The 24,794-nt window shown below is 71.3% G+C and carries 22 protein-coding genes and 3 pseudogenes; 16 read left to right on the top strand and 9 right to left on the bottom strand.

Annotated elements, in window-relative coordinates; translation table 11 throughout:
• Positions 1 to 15: 15 nt before the first annotated feature.
• Both AB0J02_RS21725 and otnK read right to left on the bottom strand, forming a co-directional pair.
• Positions 16 to 654, bottom strand: a complete 639-nt coding sequence (locus tag AB0J02_RS21725) for a class II aldolase/adducin family protein (protein ID WP_363195363.1) — start codon at positions 652 to 654, stop codon at positions 16 to 18.
• On the bottom strand, positions 651 to 1,937 hold the full coding sequence (otnK, locus tag AB0J02_RS21720) for a 3-oxo-tetronate kinase (RefSeq protein ID WP_363195362.1): 1,287 nt from the start codon (positions 1,935 to 1,937) through the stop codon (positions 651 to 653). Before otnK ends, AB0J02_RS21725 begins: the two co-directional genes overlap by 4 nt.
• A gap of 192 nt (positions 1,938 to 2,129) precedes the next feature.
• Here otnK and AB0J02_RS21715 point away from each other — a divergent pair, with 192 nt between their 5' ends.
• From AB0J02_RS21715 to AB0J02_RS21705, 3 genes are all read left to right on the top strand, one after another.
• The gene (locus tag AB0J02_RS21715; RefSeq protein WP_363195361.1) at positions 2,130 to 3,539 is read left to right on the top strand and encodes a homoserine dehydrogenase; all 1,410 of its coding nucleotides are present in this window, start codon (positions 2,130 to 2,132) and stop codon (positions 3,537 to 3,539) included.
• On the top strand, positions 3,536 to 4,894 hold the full coding sequence (locus AB0J02_RS21710) for a gluconate:H+ symporter (protein WP_363195360.1): 1,359 nt from the start codon (positions 3,536 to 3,538) through the stop codon (positions 4,892 to 4,894). The genes AB0J02_RS21715 and AB0J02_RS21710 overlap by 4 nt, the downstream gene beginning before the upstream one ends.
• A gap of 142 nt (positions 4,895 to 5,036) precedes the next feature.
• Entirely contained in the window at positions 5,037 to 5,828 is a 792-nt protein-coding gene (locus AB0J02_RS21705) for a DeoR/GlpR family DNA-binding transcription regulator (RefSeq protein WP_363195359.1), read from the top strand.
• 87 nt (positions 5,829 to 5,915) lie between these two features.
• On the opposite strand, the pseudogene AB0J02_RS21700 reads toward AB0J02_RS21705, so the two are convergent.
• Positions 5,916 to 6,083 (bottom strand): annotated as a pseudogene (locus AB0J02_RS21700) (short-chain dehydrogenase/reductase); the annotation flags it as partial.
• Here AB0J02_RS21700 and AB0J02_RS21695 point away from each other — a divergent pair.
• A pseudogene (locus tag AB0J02_RS21695) lies at positions 6,045 to 6,641 on the top strand (TetR family transcriptional regulator); the annotation flags it as partial. The pseudogenes AB0J02_RS21700 and AB0J02_RS21695 overlap by 39 nt on opposite strands.
• Positions 6,642 to 6,648: 7 nt before the next feature.
• Here AB0J02_RS21695 and AB0J02_RS21690 read toward each other — a convergent pair.
• Positions 6,649 to 7,785: pseudogene (locus AB0J02_RS21690) on the bottom strand (pectate lyase); the annotation flags it as partial.
• 91 nt (positions 7,786 to 7,876) lie between these two features.
• Positions 7,877 to 8,368 carry an FBP domain-containing protein gene (locus tag AB0J02_RS21685; RefSeq protein ID WP_363195358.1) on the bottom strand — a complete coding sequence of 164 codons (492 nt, stop codon included), beginning with the start codon at positions 8,366 to 8,368 and terminating at the stop codon, positions 7,877 to 7,879.
• Between the two features lie 97 nt (positions 8,369 to 8,465).
• Between AB0J02_RS21685 and AB0J02_RS21680 the strand changes: the two genes are divergently transcribed.
• The 4 genes from AB0J02_RS21680 to AB0J02_RS21665 all read left to right on the top strand — a co-directional run bounded on the left by AB0J02_RS21680 (position 8,466) and on the right by AB0J02_RS21665 (position 13,108).
• Positions 8,466 to 9,041, top strand: a complete 576-nt coding sequence (locus AB0J02_RS21680) for a WHG domain-containing protein (protein ID WP_363195357.1) — start codon at positions 8,466 to 8,468, stop codon at positions 9,039 to 9,041.
• 48 nt (positions 9,042 to 9,089) lie between these two features.
• The gene (locus AB0J02_RS21675) at positions 9,090 to 10,328 is read left to right on the top strand and encodes a GDSL-type esterase/lipase family protein (protein ID WP_363195356.1); all 1,239 of its coding nucleotides are present in this window, start codon (positions 9,090 to 9,092) and stop codon (positions 10,326 to 10,328) included.
• A 72-nt stretch (positions 10,329 to 10,400) separates the two neighbouring features.
• Positions 10,401 to 11,852 (top strand): glyceraldehyde-3-phosphate dehydrogenase, encoded by a 1,452-nt coding sequence (locus tag AB0J02_RS21670; protein ID WP_363195355.1) that lies wholly within the window; start codon positions 10,401 to 10,403, stop codon positions 11,850 to 11,852.
• 302 nt (positions 11,853 to 12,154) lie between these two features.
• On the top strand, positions 12,155 to 13,108 hold the full coding sequence (locus AB0J02_RS21665; RefSeq protein WP_363195354.1) for a TauD/TfdA family dioxygenase: 954 nt from the start codon (positions 12,155 to 12,157) through the stop codon (positions 13,106 to 13,108).
• A 69-nt stretch (positions 13,109 to 13,177) separates the two neighbouring features.
• On the opposite strand, the gene AB0J02_RS21660 is transcribed toward AB0J02_RS21665, so the two are convergent.
• From AB0J02_RS21660 to AB0J02_RS21645, 4 genes are all read right to left on the bottom strand, one after another.
• Positions 13,178 to 13,666 carry a thioesterase family protein gene (locus AB0J02_RS21660; RefSeq protein ID WP_363195353.1) on the bottom strand — a complete coding sequence of 163 codons (489 nt, stop codon included), beginning with the start codon at positions 13,664 to 13,666 and terminating at the stop codon, positions 13,178 to 13,180.
• A complete protein-coding gene (locus AB0J02_RS21655) occupies positions 13,663 to 14,628 on the bottom strand; it encodes a 3-hydroxyacyl-CoA dehydrogenase NAD-binding domain-containing protein (RefSeq protein ID WP_363195352.1) in 966 nt (321 codons plus the stop codon). Before AB0J02_RS21655 ends, AB0J02_RS21660 begins: the two co-directional genes overlap by 4 nt.
• On the bottom strand, positions 14,628 to 15,524 hold the full coding sequence (locus AB0J02_RS21650) for a 3-keto-5-aminohexanoate cleavage protein (RefSeq protein ID WP_363195351.1): 897 nt from the start codon (positions 15,522 to 15,524) through the stop codon (positions 14,628 to 14,630). The genes AB0J02_RS21655 and AB0J02_RS21650 overlap by 1 nt, the downstream gene beginning before the upstream one ends.
• 183 nt (positions 15,525 to 15,707) lie before the next feature.
• Positions 15,708 to 16,562: a TetR/AcrR family transcriptional regulator gene (locus AB0J02_RS21645; protein ID WP_363195350.1), complete on the bottom strand. Its 855-nt coding sequence runs from the start codon at positions 16,560 to 16,562 to the stop codon at positions 15,708 to 15,710.
• Between the two features lie 222 nt (positions 16,563 to 16,784).
• Here AB0J02_RS21645 and AB0J02_RS21640 point away from each other — a divergent pair, with 222 nt between their 5' ends.
• From AB0J02_RS21640 to AB0J02_RS21605, 8 genes are all read left to right on the top strand, one after another.
• Positions 16,785 to 17,246, top strand: a complete 462-nt coding sequence (locus AB0J02_RS21640; protein WP_363195349.1) for a hypothetical protein — start codon at positions 16,785 to 16,787, stop codon at positions 17,244 to 17,246.
• 196 nt (positions 17,247 to 17,442) lie between these two features.
• The gene (locus AB0J02_RS21635) at positions 17,443 to 18,417 is read left to right on the top strand and encodes an ABC transporter substrate-binding protein (protein WP_363195348.1); all 975 of its coding nucleotides are present in this window, start codon (positions 17,443 to 17,445) and stop codon (positions 18,415 to 18,417) included.
• Entirely contained in the window at positions 18,414 to 19,172 is a 759-nt protein-coding gene (locus AB0J02_RS21630) for an ABC transporter permease (RefSeq protein WP_363195347.1), read from the top strand. The genes AB0J02_RS21635 and AB0J02_RS21630 overlap by 4 nt, the downstream gene beginning before the upstream one ends.
• Positions 19,169 to 19,960 (top strand): ABC transporter permease subunit, encoded by a 792-nt coding sequence (locus tag AB0J02_RS21625; protein ID WP_363195346.1) that lies wholly within the window; start codon positions 19,169 to 19,171, stop codon positions 19,958 to 19,960. Before AB0J02_RS21630 ends, AB0J02_RS21625 begins: the two co-directional genes overlap by 4 nt.
• Complete coding sequence (locus AB0J02_RS21620; protein WP_363195345.1) at positions 19,953 to 20,753, top strand: ABC transporter ATP-binding protein; 801 nt, start codon at positions 19,953 to 19,955, stop codon at positions 20,751 to 20,753. The genes AB0J02_RS21625 and AB0J02_RS21620 overlap by 8 nt, the downstream gene beginning before the upstream one ends.
• A 121-nt stretch (positions 20,754 to 20,874) precedes the next feature.
• Positions 20,875 to 22,629 carry a histidine kinase gene (locus tag AB0J02_RS21615; protein WP_363195344.1) on the top strand — a complete coding sequence of 585 codons (1,755 nt, stop codon included), beginning with the start codon at positions 20,875 to 20,877 and terminating at the stop codon, positions 22,627 to 22,629.
• The gene (locus AB0J02_RS21610) at positions 22,626 to 23,264 is read left to right on the top strand and encodes a response regulator transcription factor (RefSeq protein ID WP_363195459.1); all 639 of its coding nucleotides are present in this window, start codon (positions 22,626 to 22,628) and stop codon (positions 23,262 to 23,264) included. The genes AB0J02_RS21615 and AB0J02_RS21610 overlap by 4 nt, the downstream gene beginning before the upstream one ends.
• A gap of 319 nt (positions 23,265 to 23,583) precedes the next feature.
• Entirely contained in the window at positions 23,584 to 24,771 is a 1,188-nt protein-coding gene (locus AB0J02_RS21605) for a thiolase family protein (protein ID WP_363195458.1), read from the top strand.
• Positions 24,772 to 24,794 lie beyond the last annotated feature (23 nt).

The following is a 24,794-nucleotide window of genomic DNA, read 5'->3' as shown; positions in this document are numbered from 1 at the left end:
CGCTCGGCATGTCGGTCAGCCGGACCAGGGAGTCCCGTACTTGTCGGCCATCGCGCGCGCCTCCTCCTCGGTGAGGACGCGGGCCGGCAGGCCGCCGAGCGCGAGGAGCAGCGCTGCCGTCTCCTCCAGTTCGACGGCCGCCTCCATGGCGGCCGCGAGGGACGGTCCGGACACCACCGGGCCGTGGTTCTGCAGCAGCGCGGCCCGGAAGGGGAACGGCAACTGCTCCAGATCCGCGGCCTGTTGGACGTCTCCGGGCGGTGCGTAGGGGAGCAGGGGAGTCTGCCCCACGCGCATCACGAAGTACGGCGTCAGCGGCGGGAGTGCGCTGCGCTCCGACCAGGCGGGGCGGCAGGAGAACGCGGCTGCGTGGCGGGAGTGCAGGTGGATCACGGCGCGGGTGGCGGGGTCGCGCCGGTAGAACGCGGTGTGCAGGGGGAACTCCTTGGACGGGCGGGGGCCGTCCAGGTGGGTGCCGTCCAGGCCGAGGACGGTGAGACGGCCGGCGTCTATCGCGGCGAGGTCCGCCCCGGTGGGGGTGATCAGAACATGGTCGTCCTCGCGGATGCTGAGGTTGCCGGAGGAGCCGGGGCTCAGCCCCAGGGACGCGAGGTGGGCACCGGCGGCCGCGAGGTCGTGGCGGGCGGCGCTCATGCGAGCTCGTCCCAGGCCGAGGTGAAGATGGACGTGCCGCCGAAGTTGCCGGACTTCAGGGCCAGATCGATGCCCTCCGCACTTCCGCCCACTCCTGGCTGCGTGCGGGCCCAGGCGACGCCGGGGGCGATCTGCGCGCCGATGCCGAGCGTCCGGGCGCCGAGGGCGGTGACCACGGCGCCGGAGGTTTCGCCGCCGGCGACCAGCAGGCGGCGCGCGCCCGCCCCGACCAGCCCGACGGCGTAGTCGGCGAGGGCCCGCTCGATCAGTTCGGCCGCGGGGACGGAGCCCTCGGGCGTGTCGTGCTCCAGATCGTCGAGCGAGCCGACGGCGTAGACGAGCGGCGGCAGCGTCGGGTCGGTCCGCCAGCAGGCGCGGGCGAAGCCGACCAGCTCGGCGACGGCGGCCGCGGGGTCGGCCCGCAGCGCCGCGAGGTCCAGTTGGCGGTGCGGCAGCCGCTCCCGCGCGTGAGCGACCTGGGCGCGGGTGGCGGCCGAGGCGCTGCCGGCGAGGACGGCGCCGAAGTCACCGGGCCGGGAGGCCGCTGCGGCCCGCGCGGCCCCCTCGTGCGGCCCGGTCAGTCCGAGGGCGAGCCCCGCCGCGCCGGTGACCAGGCGCATCGACGAGGTCGCGGCGGAGATGGTGCGAAGGTCCTGGTCCTCGGTGGCGTCGACGACGGTGAGCGCGTCGGCGAACCCGGGTGCGGAGAGGGCCTCGCGCAGCGCGTGCACGCCGGCCCGCACCGTGTCCAGGCCGATGGTGCGCACCGGGCGCCGGGTCTGCGGTGCCAGCAGACGCACGAGGTGGGAGTCGCGCATCGGGGTCAGGGGATGGTCGCGCATGGGGCTCTCGTCGAGCAGGTCGTCGTGGACGAACAGCCGCGCCTTGTACACGGTGCGTCCGGTGGCCGGAAAGGCCGGGACGACCACGGTCGCGTTCTCGCCGAGGGCGTCCAGAAGGGCGTCCGTGACCGGGCCGATGTTGCCCCGGGGCGTGGAGTCGAAGGTGGAGCAGTACTTGAAGTAGAAGCTCCGGCACCCCGCGTCGGTCAGGGCGCGGAGGGCGGCCAGCGACGCCTCGACGGCCTCCGCGGGCGGCGTGGTGCGTGACTTGAGCGCGACGACGACGGCGTCGGCCCCGCGCACCTCCCGCGCGGCGGGCCCGTCGCCTGCCAGGTCCTCGGCGCCGACGGCCACCACCGTCCGGAACCCGCGGGCGACGAGCATCGTGGCGAGATCGGTGGCACCGGTGAAGTCGTCGGCGATGGCTCCGAGGAGTGGCATCGGACCTCCCTCTGTTCGTTGACGTTCATGGAACTTCGCTGGCGAGGTGACAGCGGGTGAGCGCCGAGCACCTTGCTCTGTGAAGTTATGTTAACAAGCTTTACTCGTATGGGAATGCCTGATACATGTTGTTAATCGGCGGAGTGTTTCCAGCCATGACGCTCCAGTCATTGCGCTCATCGAGGAGGGCCCATGAACCTGCACCACTTGTTCGCCACAGCCGACGTGGGGGCCGTGCGCTACGCACTGTCCGGCGCCGGCGGCGGATTCGCCCGGACCCTCCTTGCCCAGACCCTGCGCATCCCGGCGCTGGAGCCGACCGCGCTGTGCGACCGGGACCTGCCGCGACTGCGCGCGATGCTCGGCGAACTCGGTTACGACAGCGACCGGTTGGCGGACTGCGCGAACGCCGCGGAGGTCGAGCGCGCCGCACGGGACGGGCGCATCGCCCTGGTCGCCGACGGCGGACTGCTCGGCGCGGCCGGCTGGGACATCCTCGTCGAGGCGACCGGCAGCCCCGTGCACGGGTACGCCATGGCCAGGGAGGCCCTCCTCGCGGGGCGGCACGTGGCCATGGTCAGCAAGGAGGTCGACTCGGTCGCCGGTCTGCACCTGGCCGAGCTCGCCGCACGGTCCGGCCTCGTCTACACGACCGCCGACGGCGACCAGCCCGCCAACCTGATCGGCCTGGTGACCTGGGCCGAACTGCTCGGCCTCGACATCGTGGCGATCGGCAAGTCCAGCGAGTACGACCTCGTCCTCGATCCGGAGCGGGGGACCGTCACCCAGCTGGACACCACCGTCGAGGCACCGGGGCTCGACGCGCTGCTCGACCTCGGCGACGACGTGCCCGAGACCCTGGCGGCCCGGGCCCGTACCGTGTCCGCGCTGCCCGTCGGCGCGACCGCCGACTACTGCGAGATGGCCGTCGTCGCCACCAACACGGGCTTCGAGCCCGACACCGAGCTGCTGCACTACCCCGTGGCCCGCATCGCCGAACTCGCCGACATCTACCGGCCGCGCGAGGACGGCGGAGTCCTGCACAGGACCGGCGCGGTCGACGTGTTCAGCGCGCTGCGCCTGCCGGGCGAGGCCTCGTTCGCCGGCGGCGTCTTCGTCGTCGTGCGCACCGGCGACCCGGAGACCTGGGAGACCCTGCGCGGCAAGGGACACGTCGTCAGCCGCGACGGCAAGTACGCGGCCGTCTATCTCCCCTACCACCTGATGGGGGTGGAGACGCCCGTCTCCCTGCTCTCGGCGGTGCTGCACAAGCGCCCCTCCGGAGGCGCCGACCCCCGCGGACACGCCGTCCTCGCGGGCCGTGCCCGGCACGATCTGCCCGCCGGAACCGTCCTCGACATGGGCGGCCACCACCACGACGTCACCGGCGTCCAGGCCGTGCTGTTGCGCGACGAGGACACCCCCGCCGACATCGCGCCGCTCTACCTCGCCGCACACACGACACTCGCGCGCCCGGTCGCCGCGGGTGAACTGATCCGCCTCGGCGATCTCGCCGACGCCGACGACGAACTCCGCCACGCCTGGACCACCGGCCGCGCCGCCCGTCCCGCCGCCACGACCGCCGCGGCGGTGCGCTCGTGAGCACCGACATCCAGCACCTGCTGCTCGGCGCCGCGGCCGTCGTCGTGCTCGTCGTGCTGATCACCAAGTTCAAGATCCACCCGTTCCTCGCCCTGACCGTGTCCGCCCTGGGCCTCGGCCTCGCCGCCGGAATCGCGCCCGGCGCGACCGTCGAACACTTCCAGGACGGTTTCGGGGACGCCCTCGCCAGCAGCGGCCCGACCATCGGCCTCGGCACGCTCCTCGGCGGCATCCTGCTCGGCTCGGGCGGCGCGGACCGCATCGCGACGGTCTTCATCGGCGCCCGCCCCGTCAAGTGGATCCCCACCGCGATCACCGCGGCCGCGCTGCTCATCGGCATGCCGCACCTGTTCGACGTCAGCTTCGTCATGCTCGTGCCGCTGGTCTACGCCGTCGCCAAGCGCACCGGCTCCCACCTGCTCTACGTCGGCCTGCCGATGGCCGCGGGCCTGTACGTCTCGCACGGCCTGCTGCCCCCGCACCCCTCGCCGACCCTCGCCGTCTCCGCGTACGACGCCAACACCGGCCTGACGATCATGTACGGCCTCATCATCGGCATCCCGCTGGCGATCATCACCGGCCCCCTGCTGACGAAGTTCGCCTCCCGGTGGTTCGGCCCCGCGCCCGACCTCGACCGGGGACCCGTGCCCCAGGCCGACTTCGCCCCCGACAGCCAGCGCAAGCCCGTCTCCTTCGCGCTCGCGCTCATCACGGTGCTCCTGCCGCCCGGCCTCATGCTCATCGGCACGCTGGGCACGTCCAACACCGCCAAGGGCACACTGCCCTACGCGTTCTTCGAGGCCTGCGACTCCTCGGTGCTGTCCCTCCTCGCGGCCGTCGTGTTCGCCTTCTTCGCACTCGGCGTCCGCTCCGGATTCGGGCTCCCGCAGCTCCAGAAGATGGCGGGCAAGGGGCTCGGCCCGGTCGGTGCGATCGTGCTCATCCTCGGCGCGGGCGGCGGCCTCAAGGCGATGCTCACCGCGACCGGCATAGACAAGATCATCTCCGATTACGCCGTCGACTGGTCGGTACCGCCCCTGCTCCTGGCCTGGGTCGTCGCGGCGCTGCTGCGGATCTGCCTCGGCTCCGCGACCGTCGCCACCGCGGCGGCGACCGGCATCGTCGCCCCGCTGCTCACCGCTTACCCCGGGGTCTCCCCGGAGCTGATGGTCCTCGCCACCGCGTCCGGCGCCGTGATGCTCTCGCACGTCAACGACTCCGGGTTCTGGCTCTTCAAGGAGTACTTCCAGCTCTCCGTCTCCCAGACGTTCCGCACCTGGACGCTGATGCTGTCCCTGCAGTCGCTGCTGAGCCTCGGCGGAGTCCTGTTGCTCAGCACGTTCGTCGGCGGCTGAGAGCCTGCCCGACGAGCCGGGGCCGGGGCCGGGGCCGGGGCCGGGGTCGGTGCCGGGGCCGGCCCGGGGCCGGAAAAGAAGATCATCGGCTACCGTCGCGTACGAAAGAGACGTCGCGTACGAAAGTGAGAGGAGAGCGACGATGACCGCTCAGGAGCCCCTGCCGCTCATCCCGGACCAGCGGCGCGAGCAACTCCTGCGGCACCTGCGCAGAGAAGGCGTGCTGAGCGTTCAGCAGATCACCCAGCTCTTCGGCGTCTCCCACATGACCGTCCGCCGGGACATCGCCGAGCTGGAGCGGCAGGGCCTGGTCTTCTCGGTCCCCGGCGGCGTCCGGATCGCCAGTCACGTGAGCACCGAGCCCAGCTTCCAGGACAAGTCCGCCGTCGACCGGCCGGAGAAGCAGGCCATGGCCGCGCAGGCCGCCGAACTGGTCCAGGAGGGGATGACCGTCTATCTCGACGCGGGCACCACCCTCCTCGCGATGGTCCCGGCGCTCGCCCGCCTGAACTCCCTGACGGTGGTGACCAACGACTTCACCACCGTCGACCGGCTGATGACCGCGCCGCACCTGGACCTCGTGCACATCGGCGGCCAGGTCGACGTCGCCAACCGCTCCAGCGTGGGCCGGCTGGCCGCCGCGACGCTGCGCCAACTCGCCCTGGACATCGCCTTCATCAGCACCAGCTCCTGGGATCTGCTGCGCGGGGTGACGACGCCGTCGGAACCCAAGGTCGAGGTCAAGCAGGCGGCCATGGAATCGGCGGGCAGCTCGGTCCTCGTCGCGGGTTCCGCCAAGTTCGGCACGTTCGGCAAGTACCGGGTCGCTCCGCTGCCGGCGTTCGACACGGTCATCACGGACGCGGCCCTGACCGAGGCCGCCGCGGAGGGGGTCCGCGCGGGCGGAGCCGAACTGTGCGTGGCGCGTTCGTGAGCTCCGGTTCCTGGCCGGCGGGGCTCGCGAGCGGAGCCTGGGCGGTGGGGCCGTCGATGTCCCCCGAGCCAACAGGCCCTGGCCGACCGGCAGTTCCGCGGGACACGGCTCGCCCGAGTCGGCGGAGCGGCTGACCTTTTCCCAGGCTGTCGCCTCGGCCTGTTCGCGGCCCGAGTGGTCCAGGGCCATCTCCACCGCGTTCACACCGAGCAGGAGGTGGCTCGGGACCCGGCCGCGCCGGACGGCGCGCGCGAGGTGGTGATCCTGGACGCGGCGCGAGCGCTCGGGCGGCGGCGCGGCATCCGGGACGTCACCCTCACCGACATCGCCGCGGAAGTGGGCGTGCACAAGTCGGCCCTGCCGCGGTACTTCGAGACGAGGGAGCAGATCTTCCTGCGCCTCACGGCGGAGGGCCGGCGGCAGTGGTCCGCCGAGCTGCGCGGCGATCTCGGACGGAGGGAGCGGGCCGCTCCCGCGGAGATCGCCGCGGTCGTCGCCGCCACGCCGGCGGCGCGGCCCCTGTTCCGTGACCCGCCGGCGCAGGCGCCCATGAACCTGGAACGCAACGTGTCGGCCGACTCGGTGCTCGAGTTCAAGCTGGTGACGCTCGAGGAGATCGGGCTCATCGACGGCGAGCTGCGGCGGCTGCCGGGTCTGAGCGAGACGCGGACCGTCGACATGATCGCCACCGCGACCGGCATGGCCGGGGCCCTGTGGCAGACGGCCACTTTCGGCCCGCGCCTGCGGGAGCCCTATGAGAGCGACCCGCGGCTCGGCCATGCCGTCGTCGAGGTGGAGCCCCGGCCGCGACGCAGAGTCAGCAGGAGCCGTCCGACACCTTCAGGCCCTTGCCCGCGCCCGCCGTCCGGCCGACGATGTCCGGCACGCACTCCGCCTTGTCGAGCGTGTAGGCGTACGGGATCGAGACGGTGGTGGTGGACTTCGGGTCGGGCCCGGCCGGGTTGTTCTCGTCGCCGGGCGCGGACCAGGTCACGTTGTCGAAGATGTTGCCGCTGACCTGCCAGTAGCCGACGGCGTCGGTGTAGAAGGTGCCCAGGACGTCCTTGGAGTCCTTGAAGTAGTTGTTGTCCACCTTGGCCTTGGCGCCGGCGCGGGAGTTGATGCCGGACTCGTTCAGGCTCGCGTACGAGTTGTTGTAGATGTGGGCCGTGCCGCCGCGCAGCAGGGGCGCGCGCGAGTCGAGGTTCTCGTACAGGTTGTGGTGGAACGAGACGAAGCCGTTCGACAGGTCGCTCTCGCTGGAGCCGATCAGGCCGCCGCGGCCCGAGTTGCGCAGCGTGCTGTACGAGAGGGTCACGTACTGGGTGTTGTTCTTCATGTCGAAGAGGCCGTCGTAGCCCTCGGACTCGCCGCCGGACGCCAGCAGGGAGACGTGGTCCACCCAGACGTTGCGGACGTTCTTCTCCATCCCGATGGCGTCGCCGCCGTTGGAGGTGGGGGAGCCGGACTTCTTGACGTTCTTGACCGTCACGTTCTGGATGACGATGTTGCTCGACTCGCGGATGTGGATGCCCAGTTGGTCGAAGACGGCGCCGCTGCCGACGCCGACGATCGTGACGTTGCTGATCTGCTTCAGCTCGATCACGTCGGCCGCGGTGTTGCAGCTGTCGCCGGAGACCTTGCTGGTGTTGCCGTGGTTGATCGTGCCCTCGACCTGGATGGTGATCGGGGTGGAGTCGGCGGCGCGGTTGCACAGGGCCTGGTGGATCTGGGTGCCCGTGGTGGCGCGTACGGTCGTCCCGCCCGCGCCGCCCGTCGTCCCGCCGTTCTGGCTCGCGTAGCCGGTGGCACCGGCTGCGGCCGCGGAGGCCTGCGGCATCGACAACGCCATGCCCAGCCCGCCGGCGAGGGCGGCCGCGGCCAGCGTCGCGGCGAGCCGCGGCGCCATGGGCCGTTTCCTGCTGCTCGTCCTGCTTGCCCTGCTCGTCCTGCTCATCCTGGAGTCCCCAATTCGTCGTCGCGTAGCGGCAGTTGCGGGTGCAGCCTCTAGTGGTCGCGGCGACGCGATGGGTTGCCGGGTCAGGGATTCACGCGAGAACCTTCGCGACGAGCGCGGCGACGTTCGCCACGGTCCGCTCGATCTTCTCCTCGGTCGTGAGCGTCTCGTGCAGCCGTGCGCCGATGCCCGCGTCCTTCTTGCCGCGCACATACAGCGAGCAGGCGAGATCGCTGCAGATGTACGCCCCCACCGAGTTGCCCTGCTTCCCGGCTTTGCCCGCCTTCGGCGCGACCATCAGGGAGACGCCGCCGGTGTGTGTGGTGACGCACATCGAGCACATGCTGCGCCGCGTCTGCCACGACGCGGCGTGCGCGGAGCGCAGCGCGACCCCCTGAAGGCGGCCGTCGATCTCGGTCACGAGGTAGGCGCGGTCGGGGGCTCCCGGGTCGCGCCAGCCGAAGAAGTCCAGGTCGTCCCAGGGGCGCTCGGCCAGATCGTGCGGGACGTGCATGCGCTTCGCCTCGCCCTTGGTGCAGTTCACGAATGCGGAACGGATCTCCCGCTCGGTCAGTGGCTTCATAACAGCGAGGCTAATTTGCCTAAAGGTTTTAGGCAAATGCATAATGAGTGAGGGTTGGAGGTCGAGGGTTGAGGGTCGAAAGGAAGGACAGACGGTCATGGTGCGCGTGGGACTGAATGCGGAGCGGCTGGCGAGGGCGGGCGCGGAGCTGGCCGATGAGGTGGGCTTCGAGCACGTCACCGTCTCGGCGCTCGCCCGGCGGTTCGAGGTCAAGGTCGCGAGCCTGTACTCGCATGTGAAGAACTCGCACGACCTCAAGACCCGGATCGCGCTGATCGCGCTGGAGGAGCTCGCCGACCGGGCCGCCGAGGCGCTGGCCGGACGGGCCGGCAAGGACGCCCTGACCGCTCTGGCGAACGTCTACCGGGACTACGCACGCGAACACCCCGGCCGCTACGCCGCGGCCCAGTTCCGCCTCGACCCCGAGGCGGCCGCCGCCAGCGCGGGACCCCGGCACGCCCAGATGACCCGGGCCCTGCTGCGCGGCTACGACCTGACCGAGCCGGACCAGACGCACGCCGTCCGGCTCCTCGGCAGCGTCTTCCACGGCTACGTGAGCCTGGAGATGGGCGGCGGGTTCAGCCACAGCGCGCCGGATTCGGACGTGACGTGGGCGCGCACGCTGGACGCGCTCGACGCCCTGCTGCGGAACTGGCCCGAACAGAACACGTAACGCAGCACCTGGTCAGCACCATTCATCACTTGATCAACGGTTGAGGTCATGAACACTGAGTCGAACGCCGAGCGGGACACCGATTCACACGCCGATACGCACACCGAGTCGCACACTCCGCACCACTGGATCACCACACCGCTCACCGCCGGTTTGCTGCGCGGTGTGCTCGACATCGAACGCACCGAACTCGGGCTGCTGCCGCACCGCCTGCCGGCCTGGGCCCGCGCCCAGAACACCGACGGGCAGCTGGCCATGGTCGAGTCCCAGCCCTCCGGCGTACGGCTCGCGTTCCGCACCCGCGCGACCGCCGTCGAGCTGGACACGTTGCCGAGCAAGCGCGCATACGTAGGTGTGCCGGCCAGGCCGGACGGGACGTACGACCTTCTTGTGGGCGGACAGCTCGTCGCGCAGGGGAGCGTGCCCGGTGGCCACACCCTGACCATCGACATGGCCACCGGGACCTCCGAGCGGACACCCGGCGAACCCGGAACCGTGCGCTTCAGCGGCCTCTCCGACGTCATGAAGGACATCGAGATCTGGCTCCCGCACGACGAGACCACCGAACTCCTCGCCCTGCGCACCGATGCCCCCGTCGAGCCCGCCGCCGACCGCGGCCGCCCGGTGTGGCTGCACCACGGCAGCTCCATCAGCCACGGCTCCGACGCCGCGAGCCCCTCGACCATCTGGCCCGCACGTGCCGCGTCGCTGGCCGACGCCGACCTGATCAACCTGGGGTTCGGCGGCAGCGCCATGCTGGACCCCTTCACCGCGCGGACGATGCGGGACACCCCGGCCGACTTGATCAGCGTCAAGATCGGAATCAACCTCGTCAACTACGACGCGATGCGGATGCGCGCCTTCACCCCGGCCGTGCACGGCTTCCTCGACACCATCCGCGAGGGGCACCCGACGACGCCGCTCCTGGTCGTCTCACCGATCCTGTGCCCGATCCATGAGGACACCCCCGGCCCCGCGGCTCCCGATCTCGAGACGCTCGCCGACGGGCAGCTCAAGTTCAGGGCCATGGGCGATCCGGCGGAACGCGCTTACGGAAAGCTGACGTTGAGCGTGATCCGCGAGGAGCTGGCCCGGATCGTGCGGCAGCGCGCCGCCGACGACCCGCATGTGCACTACCTCGACGGCCGCGAACTCTACGGCGAGGCCGACCTCGGCGAACTGCCGTTGCCCGACGACATCCACCCCGACGCGGCCGCCCACCGGCGCATCGGCGAACGCTTCGCGGAGCTGGCGTTCGCGGCGGGCGGGCCGTTCGCGAAGCGCTGATCCGGGGGCGCCGAAGGGGCGCTGAGCGGGCGGGTTAGCATATGAGCGCCGCCTAGCTCGAAAGAGATGCACGTGACTGTCAATGACGACTCGTTCACCAATTGGAAGCACCGCGAGGAGACCGCGGAGTCGATGATCCCGATCATCGGGAAGCTGCACCGGGAGCGGGATGTCAACGTCCTGTTGCACAGCCGCTCCTTGGTGAACAAGTCGGTGGTCAGCATTCTCAAGACCCACCGGTTCGCCCGGCAGATAGCCGGCGCCGAGCTCTCGGTCACCGAGACGATGCCGTTCCTGCGCGCCCTGAGCACGCTCGACCTGGGGCCCTCCCAGATCGACATCGGCATGCTCGCCGCGACATACCGGAGCGACGAACGCGGCCTCGGCGTCGAGGAGTTCACCGCCGAGGCCGTCGCCGGTGCCATGGGTGCCGGGAAGGTCCAGCGCGGCGCCGGGCGCGATGTCGTCCTCTACGGCTTCGGCCGCATCGGCCGCCTCGTCGCCCGCCTGCTCATCGAGAAGGCCGGCTCCGGCAACGGCCTGCGACTGCGCGCCGTCGTCGTCCGCGGCGGCGGTGACCAGGATCTCGTGAAGCGGGCCTCGCTGCTGCGCCGCGACTCCATCCACGGCCAGTTCCAGGGCACGATCACCGTCGACGAGGCGAACAGCACCATCGTCGCCAACGGCAACGCCATCAAGGTGATCCACGCGAACGACCCGTCCGAGATCGACTACACCGCGTACGGCATCAACGACGCCATCCTGATCGACAACACCGGCAAGTGGCGCGACCGCGAGGGCCTGTCCCAGCACCTGCGCCCGGGCGTCGACAAGGTCGTCCTGACCGCCCCCGGCAAGGGCGACGTGCCGAACATCGTGCACGGCGTCAACCACGACACGATCAAGCCGGACGAGCGGATCCTGTCCTGCGCGTCCTGCACCACGAACGCGATCGTGCCCCCGCTGAAGGCGATGGCCGACGAGTACGGGGTGCTGCGCGGGCACGTCGAGACCGTCCACTCGTTCACCAACGACCAGAACCTGCTGGACAATTACCACGCGGCCGACCGTCGTGGCCGCTCCGCGCCGCTCAACATGGTCATCACCGAGACCGGTGCCGCCTCGGCCGTCGCCAAGGCGCTGCCCGATCTGAAGGCGCCGATCACCGGCAGCTCGATCCGGGTACCGGTCCCGGACGTCTCCATCGCGATCCTCAGCCTGCGCCTCGGCCGCGAGACCACCCGCGAGGAGGTCCTCGATCACCTCCGCGACGTGTCGCTGACCTCGCCGCTCAAGCGGCAGATCGACTTCATCACCGCGCCCGACGCCGTCTCCAGCGACTTCATCGGCTCGCGCCACGCCTCGATCGTCGACGCGGGCGCCACCAAGGTCGACGGTGACAACGCGATCCTCTACCTCTGGTACGACAACGAGTTCGGCTACTCGTGCCAGGTGATCCGCGTCGTCCAGCACGTCTCAGGGGTGGAGTACCCGACCTTCCCGGTCCCGGCCCCGGTGGCCTGACCCGGAACTCCGGCACGTCGCGGTCCGCCCCCGAAGGACGAAGGGGGGCGGACCGTGGGCTTGACCTGGTGATCCTTCACGGCGCAGGATGAGGACATGTTCTCGCATCGCGCCCACGCTTTCGGATCGGCCACCGCGCCGGACCGATGTGGTTGTGCGCGCAGCGGCTTGTAGCGGACCTCCGGTCCCTCGTCGCCCATGTCTCCGTACGTTCCGTAGGCCTCCCCGTCGACCGTCGATGGCCGCGCACGTGCGGACCATCCTCGCGTTCCTCACCACCGCGTGCCCTTCGGAGAGTGCCCATGTCCGTGACGGAAATCTCGCCCTCGATCCCGCCCTCGACCACCCCGCTGCGCCCCGCCCTGATCCCCGCCGACGGCCTCTACGAGGGGCGGCGACTGCTGCGGCGCACCCCGGACGGGTGGCAGGAGCGCCCGTACGAACTGTTCGAGGTCGTGCCGCAGGCGGCCACCATCGGTGCCGAGGTCCGCGGCATCGACCTCGCCCGGCCGCTCTCCGACGCGCTCCGTGAGGAGCTGAACCGCGCGCTCCTGGAGTGGAAGGTCCTGTTCTTCCGCGGCCAGCACCTGACCAGCGAGAGCCAGCGCGCGTTCGCCCGCAACTGGGGGGAGCTGGAGACCAACCCGTTGCTGGAGCGCGGCGACAGCGACGAGGTCGTGCGGTTCGACAAGAGCGCGTCGTCCACGCCGTCCTTCGAGAACGTGTGGCACACCGACGTCACCTTCCGCGAACGCCCCGCCATGGGTGCCGTGTTGCAGCTGCGCGACGTCCCGCCGTTCGGCGGCGACACCATGTGGGCCGACATGGCGGCGGCGTACGACAACCTGCCGCGCGAGGTACGGGTCCGCATCGACGACGCCGTCGCCGAGCACGACTTCCTGCCCGGTTTCCGGCGGTTCTACGGCCCTGAGCGGCTGGCCCGCTGGCAGGACGCGTTCCCGCCCGTGACCCACCCGGTCGTGCGCCGGCACCCCGAGACGGGGCGGCGGATGCTGTTCGTCAACACCTCGTTCACGACCCGGATCGTCGGCCTGGAGCGGGCCGAGAGCGACCGGCTGCTGCGGCTGCTCTTCCAGCAGGCGCACGTGCCGGAGTTCCAGGTGCGGTTCCGCTGGCAGGCCGGCGACGTCGCGTTCTGGGACAACCGGGCCACGCAGCACTACGCGGTGGCCGACTACGGCGACGCCCGGAGGGTCGCCGAGCGCGTCGCGATCGCGGGGGACCGGCCCTACTGAGCCGGCCGACGGCGCCACGCAGGAGGGCCCCCGCCTTGTGGGCGGGGGCCCTTCCCCGCATGTGCCGTCTCAGGCCACGGCGGCGATCGACCGCCCCGCCCACTCCGGCGCCTCTTCCGTGAGCTCGCGGAACCGCGCACGGATCTCGTCCGGGAACTCGGCTGCCCGGCCCGCTTGTTGATCGACGTGAATGGCCAGCAGCTCCGTCGTCGCCACCGGTGCCGCGTCCGGGGCTGGCTCGGCGGATTCGTCCGTGACCACGTACATCTCGTGCGTGAAGCGTGCTTTCTTCGCGGCGGCCCCCAACACCCGTGTGCGGATGGCCAGATGGGCCCGCTCGGGCACGTCGCGCAGATAGCGGATGTGCGACTCGACCGTGTAGAGGGAACAGCCGGTCGACTCGCGGTAGCCGGAGTGCAGGCCCGTCTCGATCATCAGGGCGTCCGTGGCGTGGCCGAAGGCCAGCACGTAAAAGGCCTCGCTCATATGGCCGTTGTAGTCGATCCACTCGGGGCGGACCGTGCGGTGCAGCAGGGGGATCGGAGTCGTGTCGCTCATCGCGGGTCCGCCTTCCGGTCGAGGCGGCCCGTCGCGCGCAGGACGTCGATGACGCCCCGGTCGCGTGCGGCCACCAGGTCGGCGATGGTGCGGCCGTCCGCCGCCTCGTCGCACCCGGCGACCACCGCGTCGTACAACTCCCGGTCGAGCTCGGGTGCTTCGAGGCGGGTCCAGGGTGACTTCAGGGACGGGCCGAAGTGGTCCAGCATGTGCGCCATGCCGCCCTCGCCGCCCGCCAGCGCGAACGTCAGCATCGGGCCCATGACCGCCCAGCGCAGGCCGGGCCCCTCGGTGATCGAGGCGTCGATGTCCTGGACGGTGGCCTCTCCGTTGGCGACCATGTGCAACGCCTCGCGCCACAGGGCCTCTTGGAGACGGTTCGCGATGAAGCCGGGCACCTCGCGGTCCATGGTGATGACCGACTTGCCCGCCGCCTCGTAGAAGCGGGAGGCCCACGCCACGGCCGCGCCGTCGGTGCGTTCACCGCCGACGACCTCGACCAGCGGGATCAGGTACGGCGGGTTGAAGGGATGCCCGACGACCAGGCGGGACGGATCGGCGGCCGTCGTCTGCATGTCCGTCATCGGGTAGCCGGACGTCGACGAGGCGATGACGACGCCGGGCGGCGTGGCCGCGTCCAGGCGGCTCAGCAGGTCGCGCTTGAGGTCGAGCTTCTCGGGCGCGCTCTCCTGTACGAACTCGGCTCCTGCGACGGCGAGTTCGAGCGTTGGCGCCACGGTCAGGCGGTCGCGGGAAGCGCCCTCGGCGAGGCCCAGCTGGGTGAGTGCGGGCCACGCCGCGTCGACCAGGCGGCGCAGCTTCGGCTCGGCGTCGGGCGCCGGGTCCCAGGCCGTCACGTCGTAACCGCGGGCCAGGAAATGGGCGACCCAGCCGCCGCCGATGACACCGGCACCGACACAGGCGACGCGCTGTACGTTCTCAGGGGGAGTGGGGGAGGTCATCAGCGGTCCGCCTTCCTGAGGCCGAGCAGTTCGCGGGCTTCGTCCGGGGTCGCGACGCGCGCGCCGATCGACTCGGTGATGGTCACGGCCCGCTCGACGAGCTGCGCGTTCGTCACCTTGTTGCCCTTGCCGAGGTAGAGGTTGTCCTCCAGGCCCACGCGGACGTGCCCGCCCAGCAGGATCGACTGCGCCACCCACGGCATCTGCATCCGGCCGAGCGAGAAACTCGCCCAACGGGCCCCGTCGGGAAGCATGTTGACCATTGACTGGAGCACCCCCGGGTCGGCCGGAGCGCCCCACGGGACGCCCATGCACAGCTGGAAGACGGTCGGGTCGTCGAGCAGTCCCTCGGCGAGGAGCTGCTTGGCGAACCACAGCTGCCCCGTGTCGAAGATCTCCAACTCGGGCCGCACGCCCAGCTCTTGGATGCGCCGGGCGCCCGCGCGGAGCATGTCGGGGGTGGAGACGTAGAGGTTCGAGCCGTCGCCGAAGTTGAGGGAGCCGCAGTCGAGCGTGCAGATGTCGGGGAGCAGGTCCTCGACGTGCGGGAGGCGTTCGAGGCCACTGACCAGGTCGGTGCCGGGGAGGTGGGTGAGCGGGTCGTCCGGGTCGATGACGAGGTCACCGCCCATGCCGGCGGTGAGGTTGATGACGACGTCGGTGCCGGTTTCCTTGATGCGTTCGACGACCTCGCGGTACAGCTTCGGGTCGCGGGACGGGTCGCCGGTCTCCGGGTCGCGTACGTGGATGTGGACGACGGCCGCGCCGGCCCCGGCGGCCTGGACCGCGCTCTGGGCTATCTGTTCGGGGGTGACCGGGACGTGGGGGCTCTTGCGGACGGTGTCACCTGCGCCGGTCAGGGCGCAGGTGATGATGACGTTCTCGGTGACGGGCATGTGGGGGCCTCCCAAATTCGGCCCCTCCGGCGATCGAGGAGCGGGGTCCGGGTCGGAGCCGCGCGGCCTTCGCGCCGTTGGGGGTGTGTGATGCGCTGCGGGGTTCGGGTCTCGTCGTGGTTGGTCGCGCCGAGGAGGCGGAGCCGCATGGGGGTACGGGTCCCGCGCCTTTGAAAAGTCCCGTTACGGGGCCTTCAGGAGCGCTGTTCTCACGTGCCTCTCCAGTGCGGTGTGCATCTCCTCCGGGCCGGTGCCGGCCGTTCCGGATGCCAGCACCTGCGTCGCCAGTCCGTCGATGAGCGCCGTCAGCGTCAGCGCCGCCGCCTCCGGGTCGAGCTCCTGACGGAACACGCCCTGGGCGACGCCTCTTCGGACGACGTCGGCGACGGTCTCCCGCCACTGCCGGTAGTACTCGGCGTGCAGCCGGCCCACCGCCGTGGAGCGCGCGGCCTCGGCCCACAGGTCGAGCCAGACCGCCCACTGGCGGCGCTGCTGTCCGGTGCGCGGCGTCTGCAACTCGATGAGCTGGGCCAGCTCCGCCACCGCGTCGTCCGCCGCGGCGAGCCGGGCGGCACGGCGGGCGGTGTCCTCGTCCATGCACCAGCGCACCGCCGCCTCCAACAGATCGGCGCGGCCGGGGAAGTGGTAGTGGATCGCGGCGGTGCTGGTGGCGCAGGCGCGGGCGATGTCGGCGACCCGCACCGCGTGGAATCCGTGCTCGGCGATCAGCCGGACCGTCTCGCGGACGATCTGCAGCGGACGCCCGCCCTCGACGGGCGCGACGACGGCCGGTACCTGCTCCTGGGGCAGCACCCCGAGCAGCCGGCCGGCGTCGACCCGGCCTTCGTCGGCGATCCGCGCCAGCTCGGCGGCCGTGAAGCGGCGGGTGCCGCTCAGCGAACGCGACAGCTTCGACGGATCCATGACGATGCGGCGCGCGAACTCGCGCTGACTGACCCCCGCGGCCGCGATGACCTCGCGGACGCGGGCGGCGGTGTCGGCACTCGGGGCACGGCCGGGGACGTCGTTGGTTTCCACGGGGCCCGACCCTAACCACGTATTGAGAAGAACTCAACACCAGACCCGGATAGACCTTGTTCAGAGCGGTGTTGCGCAGCTGACTTGCGCATCAGTCAGATGCGCAACAAGCGCCCCGCCCGCCACAGCCATGCCCTCTTGTCGCGTCCGCCGAGGGGTTTTTGGTGTGCAGCCCGCACAAGCGCTTTCTGTGAGATGTGCGAGTACCTGGAGGCGTTCCGTATGACCGCCCGCAGCACACAGAAGGTCTGTACCGCCGCGGCCCTGCGCCTCGCCGGCGGGGATGCGCGCGTGGCGGACGCCGCGCAGATCCTCGTCGACCTGAACCACATGGCGCCCACCTTCGGCGCGACACCCCGGCAGTCCCAAAAACCCGTACTCAGCGCCGAGTTGGCCGATTTCTGGAAGACGTACGAGACCGACCCGCGCGCCGCGATCGAACGCACCCCGGGCGTGCTCCGTACCGGCGCTCCCGACCAGCTGTTCCTGCGCGACGCCGACCGCCGGCTCACCGCCACCGAGCGCTGGGGCGAGGCGCTGCGCCAAGGCCGGCGGCGCTGCCCGCGATCGAGTCCCATGACGCGAGGGGCGCGGCGGCCGCACGAAAGGCCATGGACGCCGCCGCCGACACCGTCGCGCACATCACCGTCGACCCGGCCGAACACCACCGGCTCGGCCCCGTGAAAATCGCCGACCCCTGCCTCCAGGACTTCGTCACGAAGGTGGACGCACTGCACGACACAGCGACACAAGAGTCCTGAGCCGACGCGTCCCGCACACTGTGCGTGCGCCCTGAGAACCTTCAACTACCCTGGCCCTCGACGGCATTGACCCCTTAAGGTGCGGGCTCTATGTTCCCGCTGAGCACCAGGGGGGATCCATGTCCTGCACCCGTCGCACCTTCAGCACACTCGCCGCCGTGGCCCTGCTCGCCGCCACGGCGGCCTGCGGATCCGGCACCGACGACTCGAAGTCCCCAACGAACAGTGCGGGCACCACCACCGTGAAGCTCGGCGTCATCCCCATCCTCGACGTCGCGCCGGTCTACCTCGGGCAGAAGCAGGGCTTCTACGAGAAGCAGGGGCTCAAGCTGGAGCTGACCACGGCGCAGGGCGGCGCGGCGATCGTCCCCGCCGTCGTCAGCGGCCAGTTCCAGTTCGGCTTCTCGAACGTCATGTCGCTGATGATCGCCCAGTCCAACAGCGTGCCCGTCGAGGGCGTCGTCAACGGCGTCAACTCGACGGGCAGACCCGGTGCCGACTTCGGCGCCGTCGTCGTCAAGAAGGACAGCCCCCTCAAGACCGCCAAGGACCTGGAAGGCAAGAAGGTCGCGGTCAACACGCTCAAGAACATCAACGACACCACGGTGCGCGCCTCGGTACGCAAGGCCGGCGGCGACCCCTCCAAGGTGAACTTCGTCGAACTGGCCTTCGACCAGATGCCCGCCGCCCTCGCCGCCGGGCAGATCGACGCGGCCCAGGTCGTCGAACCCGCCCTCGCCACCGTCAAGGCGCAGGGCGGCCGCGTCATCGCCTCCAACTTCACGGACACGGCGCCGAACCTGACCGTGGCGATGTACTTCACCTCCACCACGTACGCCGAGCAACACCCGGACATCGTCAAGAAGTTCGCGGCGGCGACGAAGGAGTCCCTCGCCTACGCCGACCGGCACCCCGACGAGGTCCGGCAGATCCTCACCACGTACACCAAGATCCCCTCCGCCACTCTCGACAAGCTGGTCCTGCCGCGCTGGCCCGCCACGGCGGACCGCGCCTCGATCGAGAAACTCGCGCAACTCGGCGATCAGGACGGCCAGTTCAAAAAGGCCCCCGACCTCGACACGCTCCTTCCGTGATCCTCGGAACCCTCGGGCTGCTCGGGTGCGCGGCACTGTGGGAAACGGTTTCACGCACCGGTCTCGTCGACTCCGCCTACTTCCCCCCGTTCACCACCACCATGAGAGCGCTCGGTGACGAACTCGCCGACGCCGCCTTCTGGTCGGCGCTCGGGTCCACCCTCACCGGCTGGGCCGTCGGCCTCGCCGTCGCGACCGTCGCCGGGATCCTCGTCGGCGTCGTCGTCGCCACGGTCCCCCATCTGCGCGTGATCACGGCCTCCACCGTCGAGTTCCTGCGCCCCATCCCGTCGGTGGCGCTCATCCCGCTGGCGGTCCTGATGTTCGGCACGGAACTGCGCTCGGTGCTGCTCCTCGTCGTGTACGCCTCGTTCTGGCAGGTCCTCGTGCAGGTCCTGTACGGCGTGCGGGACGTCGATCCGGTCGCCGAGGACACGGCCCGCGCCTTCGGCCTCGGCCCCTGGGCCCGTATCCGGCACGTCGTGTGGCCCACCGCGCTGCCGTACGTGATGACCGGCGTCCGGCTCGCCGCAGCCGTCGCCCTCATCCTCGCCGTCACCGCCGAACTCGTCATCGGAGCACCGGGGCTGGGGGCACGCATCGCCGTCGCCCAGACGTCCCAGGCGGTCCCCGAGATGTACGCGCTGATCGTCGTCGCCGGCTGCCTCGGCGTGCTGATCAACACCGGCGCCCGCGTCGTGGAGCGGCACGCCCTCGGCTGGCACCAGTCGGTGCGCGGGGAGGTGCCCGCGTGATCCGTGTCCTGCGCGCCCTGCTGTTCGCCGTCGCCCTGCCCTGCCTCCTCGTCGGTGTCTGGTGGCTGGCCTCCGACTCCAGTACGAGCGTCTACGCACCGCCCCTGCGCACGATCGTGTCCCGCTTCGACGACGTATGGACGGCGGACCGGCTCCGCGCCGACGTCCTGCCCAGCCTGCTGCGACTCGCGGCGGGGTACGCGACGGCGGCGGTCACGGGTGTCGTTCTCGGCGTGGGCATCGCAAGCTCGCGCACGGCCCGCGCCGTCTGCGAACCGGCCCTGGAGTTCCTGCGCGCCGTGCCCCCTCCGGTCCTCGTCCCGGTGATCATGCTCTTCGCGGGCATCGGCGACACGATGAAGATCGCCGTGATCGCCTCCGGCTGCGTCTGGCCGGTCCTGCTCAACACGGTGGCCGGGGTGCGGGCCCTCGACACGGTCGCCGCCGAGACGGCCCGCTCGTACGGTGTCACCGGCCTCGCCCGCCTCCGGTACCTGGTGCTGCCGTCGGCGAGCCCGCAGATCTTCGCCGGACTGCGCCAGGCGCTGTCCATCGGCGTCATCCTGATGGTCATCAGTGAGATGTTCGCCGCGAGCAACGGACTCGGCTACGCCGTCGTCCAGTTCCAACGCGGCTTCGCCATACCGGAGATGTGGACCGGCATCCTCGTCCTGGGCCTGCTCGGCGTCGTACTGGCGCTGCTGTTCGGCCTCGTCGAGCGACGGGTGCTCGCCTGGTACCACGGTTCGCGGGGCGCACGACGCACGACAGGGAGCGGCCGTGCTTGAGGTCAAGGGACTGCGCAAGGTCTACGAGGGTGCGGGCCGGCAGGTGGAGGCGCTGCGGGACCTGACCTTCCGGGTGGCGGAGGGCGAACTGGTCTGTGTCGTGGGCCCGTCCGGCTGCGGCAAGACGACCCTGCTGAAGTGCGTGGCCGGGCTGCTGCGCCCGACGGAGGGCGCGGTGACCCTGGGCGGTTCGGCGGTGGCCGGTCCGCGCCCCGGCCTCGCCGTGGTCTTCCAGGAGTACGGCAGGAGTTTGTTCCCTTGGATGCGGGTCGCGGAGAACATCGAACTCCCTCTGCGCCAGAGGAAGTCGATGCCGCGTGCCGCACGGCGGGAGCGGGTCGCCGACGCCCTGGAGGCGGTCGGCCTCGGCGACGCCGCCCGCGCCTATCCGTGGGAGCTGTCCGGCGGCATGCAGCAACGGGTGGCCATAGCCCGCGCGTTGGCCTACGAACCCGAGGTGCTGCTGATGGACGAGCCGTTCGCGGCGGTGGACGCGCAGACCCGCGCGGACCTCGAGGATCTGGTGCGCGGCCTGTGGCGGCAACGCGGCATGACGGTCCTGTTCGTCACACATGACATAGACGAGGCCGTGTACCTGGGGGAGCGGGTGCTGGTGCTCAGCTCGTCGCCGACGGTGGTGCGCGAGGAGGTCGCCGTCGAACTCCCGCAACTGCGCGACCAGTTGACGACGCGAGCCGACGAGCGGTTCGTGGGGTTGCGGAGCCGGGTGCTCGGGTTGATCAGGGACGGTGCGACGGGCAGTGGCCGGACGGACAGGAGACCGGGGGTGTGACACCCGGGGGTGCGACGCCGTCGCCGCCGCGGTCGCATGACTACGTTGTCAGCACCGCACTCGCGTGCCGGGCCGCCGACCGGCGTACTCCGTGACCCCCCGAATGGCCTACGGTGTGGCGGTGGACAGTCAGGGGAAGCGGGCGGTTCGGCTGCGCCTGACCGGGGCCGCCGCCGTCGCTGTCGTATCGGGTGCGGCGGGTTCGTGGGCGTACGCGCGGTCCGGTGCGTCCGCGGGCGATCTGGTGCGCGACCTCGCGGTCGGCTGGGCGTACGTGGTCGCCGGGCTCATGGCGTGGCGGCGCAGGCCCGCCAACAACACCGGCCGTCTCATGGTGCTCGAGGGCATCACCTGGTTCTTCGGCAACCTCCAGGGCACCGCGAGCCCGGCCCTGTTCACGTTCGGCGCCTGGTGGGAGGCGTTGAACATGGCGGTGCTCCTGCACCTCATCCTGTCCTTCCCCGAGGGCCGGCTCACCACGGTCCTGACCCGGCGCCTGGTTCAGTTCGCGTACGGTCTGGTCGCCGTCGGCGGTCTGCTGCGCACGCTCCTGTTCGACCCGGCGACCGACACCGGCGCGACGTATCTGGACTGCCGCTCCTGCGGCCCCAACCTCTTCTTCGTACCGTCCTGGCACGGCATGTTCGACACCTTCGACGCCGTGTACCACGCGGCGGGCTGGGTGATATCGGCGGTCGCCGCCGTCGCGATCGTGCTGCGCTGGCGGCACGCGTCCGCCGCGCGCAGGCGGGCGCTGCTCCCCGCCTGGATCGGCATCGGTGTCGCCGTCGTGTTCCTGATGTGGGACATGCTGTTCTACGTCGTCCCGTGGTTCGGCGAGGTCGGCTCCGTCGCCGAACAGGCCGTGTACCTGCTCTCCGACCTCGCCCAGGTCGCCGTCCCCTTCGCCTTCCTCGGCGGCCTGCTGCGCATGCGTCTGCAGCGGGCCGAGGTCAGCGGCCTTGTCATCGACATCGGCACGGACCCCGACCCGTCCAAGGTCCGCGAGGCCCTCGTGCGCGTCCTCGGCGACCCGACGCTGCGGCTCGGCCTGTGGCGCGAGGAGCGGGACGCGTACGTCGACGGCGCGGGCCGCGAGGTGAGCCCCGAGGGGACCGGACGCACCCGGGTCGACGCCTCCGACGGCCGTCCCCTGGCCCTGCTGCACCACGACCCGGCCCTGCTGGAGGACCCCGAACTGCTGGAGTCCGTCGCGGCCGCGCTGCGTCTCGCCCTGGAGAACGTCTGGCTGCGCACCCGCGCCAAGGACGTCGCCACCCGCATCGTCCAGGCCGCGGACGCCGAACGCGGGCGCCTCGAACGGGACCTGCACGACGGGGCGCAGGCCCGCCTCGTCTTCGCGCTCATGGCCGTACGCCGGGTGCAGCGCGGCCTCGCCGACCACGCCGACGAGACGTTGCGCGCGGCCGCGGGCGAGGCCGAGTCGAGCCTGCGCCTGGCCATCGATGAGCTGCGCGGCATCGCCCAGGGCATCCACCCGGCGGTGCTCACCCGCGAAGGGCTCGCGCCCGCGCTCAACGCCCTCGCGAAGGAGGCCGCGATGCCGGTCGTCGTCGCGGCCGAGCCCCGGCGCTACGACCCGCTCGTCGAGAGCACCGCCTACTTCACCGTCTGCGAGGCCCTCTCGAACGCGGCCAAGCACGCGCGGGCCCGCGCCGTCAGCGTCTCGGCCCGGCACCAGGACGGCCTGCTCGTCGTGGAGACCGTCGACGACGGCGTCGGCGGCGCCGACACCGGCAGCGGCACCGGACTGCGCGGCCTCGCCGACCGGCTCGCCGCCGTCGACGGCGTACTGCACATACACAGTCCCGCCGGTGGCGGGACCAGGATCAGGGCGGAGCTTCCGTGCGGGTGATCGTGGCCGAGGACTCGGCGCTCCTTCGGCAGGGGATCGTGCGGCTGCTCACCGACGAGGGGATCGAGGTGATCGCCGAGTGCGCGGACACCGTGCCGCTGCTCGCTCTCGTCGCCGAGCACGCGCCCGACGCCGTGCTGCTCGACATCCGGATGCCGCCCACCCACACGGACGAGGGCCTCGTCGCGGCGGCCGCGATCCGCGCCGCCCACCCGGGCACCGGCGTCCTGCTGCTGTCGCAGTACGTGGAGACGTCGTCCACCGTGCAGGCGCTGGCCGAGCGGCCGGAAGGCTTCGGCTATCTGCTCAAGGAGCGCGTCGCCGACATCGAGGAGCTGCACGGTGCGCTGAAGCGGGTCGCCGCGGGTGAGACCGTCCTCGACCCGCTCGTGGTGGCCCGGCTGATGGAGGCGCCGCGGGCGCCGGGCCCGCTCGACGAGCTGACCGGGCGCGAGCGCGACGTGCTGACGCTGATGGCCGAGGGCCGCTCGAACGAGGCCATCGCGCAGCAGCTGGTCATCGGCGGCAAGACCGTCGAGACCCACGTCCGCAACATCTTCGGCAAGCTGCGCCTGGAGCCCGACCTGCTGGAGCACCGGCGGGTCATGGCCGTTCTCACGTATCTGCGCGGCTGAATCCCGCGCGGACCCGTGCAAGAGGTCCCGGCTGTCCGCTCCGGAGACGACGTCGTCCCCCGTTTTCCCCCGTGGCCCCCGTACATCGTCTGCGGAGCGGTGCCGGACTTCCAATGTAGGCGGGACGGGGTGCCGGGACATCAGGGCCAGCCCTGAGATGTGGAACCGCGCTCACCTCTTTGATCACGGCATGTCCCCTTTTGCTCACCGGGTGATCGCTCGGGTGATTGCTCCCCTGTGCCTCTTCACAGTGCCCGCGGCCCGGGTCTATAGTCCAAAACTAGCAGTGCTAATTTACCGCTGTCCCTTGGAGCTGACCGTGCGCCCCGTCCACTTCGCCGCCGCCCGCCGCACCCCGATCGGAAAGCTGCGCGGAGCCCTCTCCGTCATCCGCCCCGACGACCTCGCGGCGACCGTGATGCGGGGCGTACTGGCGGACGCGCCCGGGCTCGACCCGGCCCGGATCGACGACATCTACTGGGGCGCCGCCAACCAGGCCGGCGAGGACAACCGCAACGTCGCGCGGATGGCCGCCCTCCTCGCCGGCCTGCCCGAATCGGTGCCCGGCGCGACCGTGAACCGGCTCTGCGCCTCCGGCCTGGAGGCCGTCACCACCGCGGCCCGCACCATCGCCGCGGGCGAGGCCGACATCGTGCTCGCGGGCGGCTCCGAGTCTATGAGCCGCGCCCCCTTCCTGCTGCCCCGCCCCGAGGAGGCGCTGCCGCACGCGATGCAGACGTACGACACCCGCCTGGGCTGGCGCCTGGTCAACCCGAAGATGCAGGAGCTGCACGGCGTCCTCGCGATGGGCGAGACCGCGGAGGAGGTCGCCGACCGGTACGAGGTCTCGCGCGAGCGGCAGGACGCGTTCGCGCTGCGCAGCCATCAGCGGGCCGCCGCCGCCCGCAAGGACGGCCTGTTCGACGCCGAACTCCTCCCGGTCACGCGCCCCGACGGCGTCGTCGTCGACGCCGACGAGTGCATCCGCCCCCATACGTCCCTGGAGAAGCTGGGCGGCCTCAAGCCCGTGTTCCGCAAGGGCGGTTCGGTCACCGCGGGCAACGCCTCCCCGATGAACGACGGCGCCGCGGGACTGCTCCTCGTCAGCGAGGAAGTCCTGCACGACCTGGGCCTGGAATCCCTCGGCCGCTACGTCGCCGGAGCCTCGGCCGGCGTCCACCCCGACGTCATGGGCATCGGCCCGGTGCCCGCCACGCAGAAGGCGCTCGGCCGCGTCGGCTGGTCGATCGACGACATCGCGGAGGCCGAGTTCAACGAGGCCTTCGCCGCGCAGGCCCTCGCCTGCGTCGACGGCCTCGGTATCGACCCTGAGCTCGTCAATCCCACCGGCGGCGCCATCGCGCTCGGCCATCCCCTCGGCTGCTCCGGCGCCCGCATCCTCACCACCCTGCTGCACCGGCTGCGCCGCACCGGCGCCACCCGCGGCCTCGCCACCATGTGTGTCGGCGTCGGCCAGGGCAGCGCCGTACTCGTCGAGCGCGGCTGAACTCCCTTTCCACGCAAGCAACT

The sequence above is a fragment of the Streptomyces sp. NPDC050264 genome, from assembly GCF_040655895.1.
In the GTDB taxonomy this organism is placed as follows: domain Bacteria; phylum Actinomycetota; class Actinomycetes; order Streptomycetales; family Streptomycetaceae; genus Streptomyces.
Note: the sequence above shows the minus strand (reverse complement) of the source record. Positions and strands in the feature narration are given on the sequence as shown.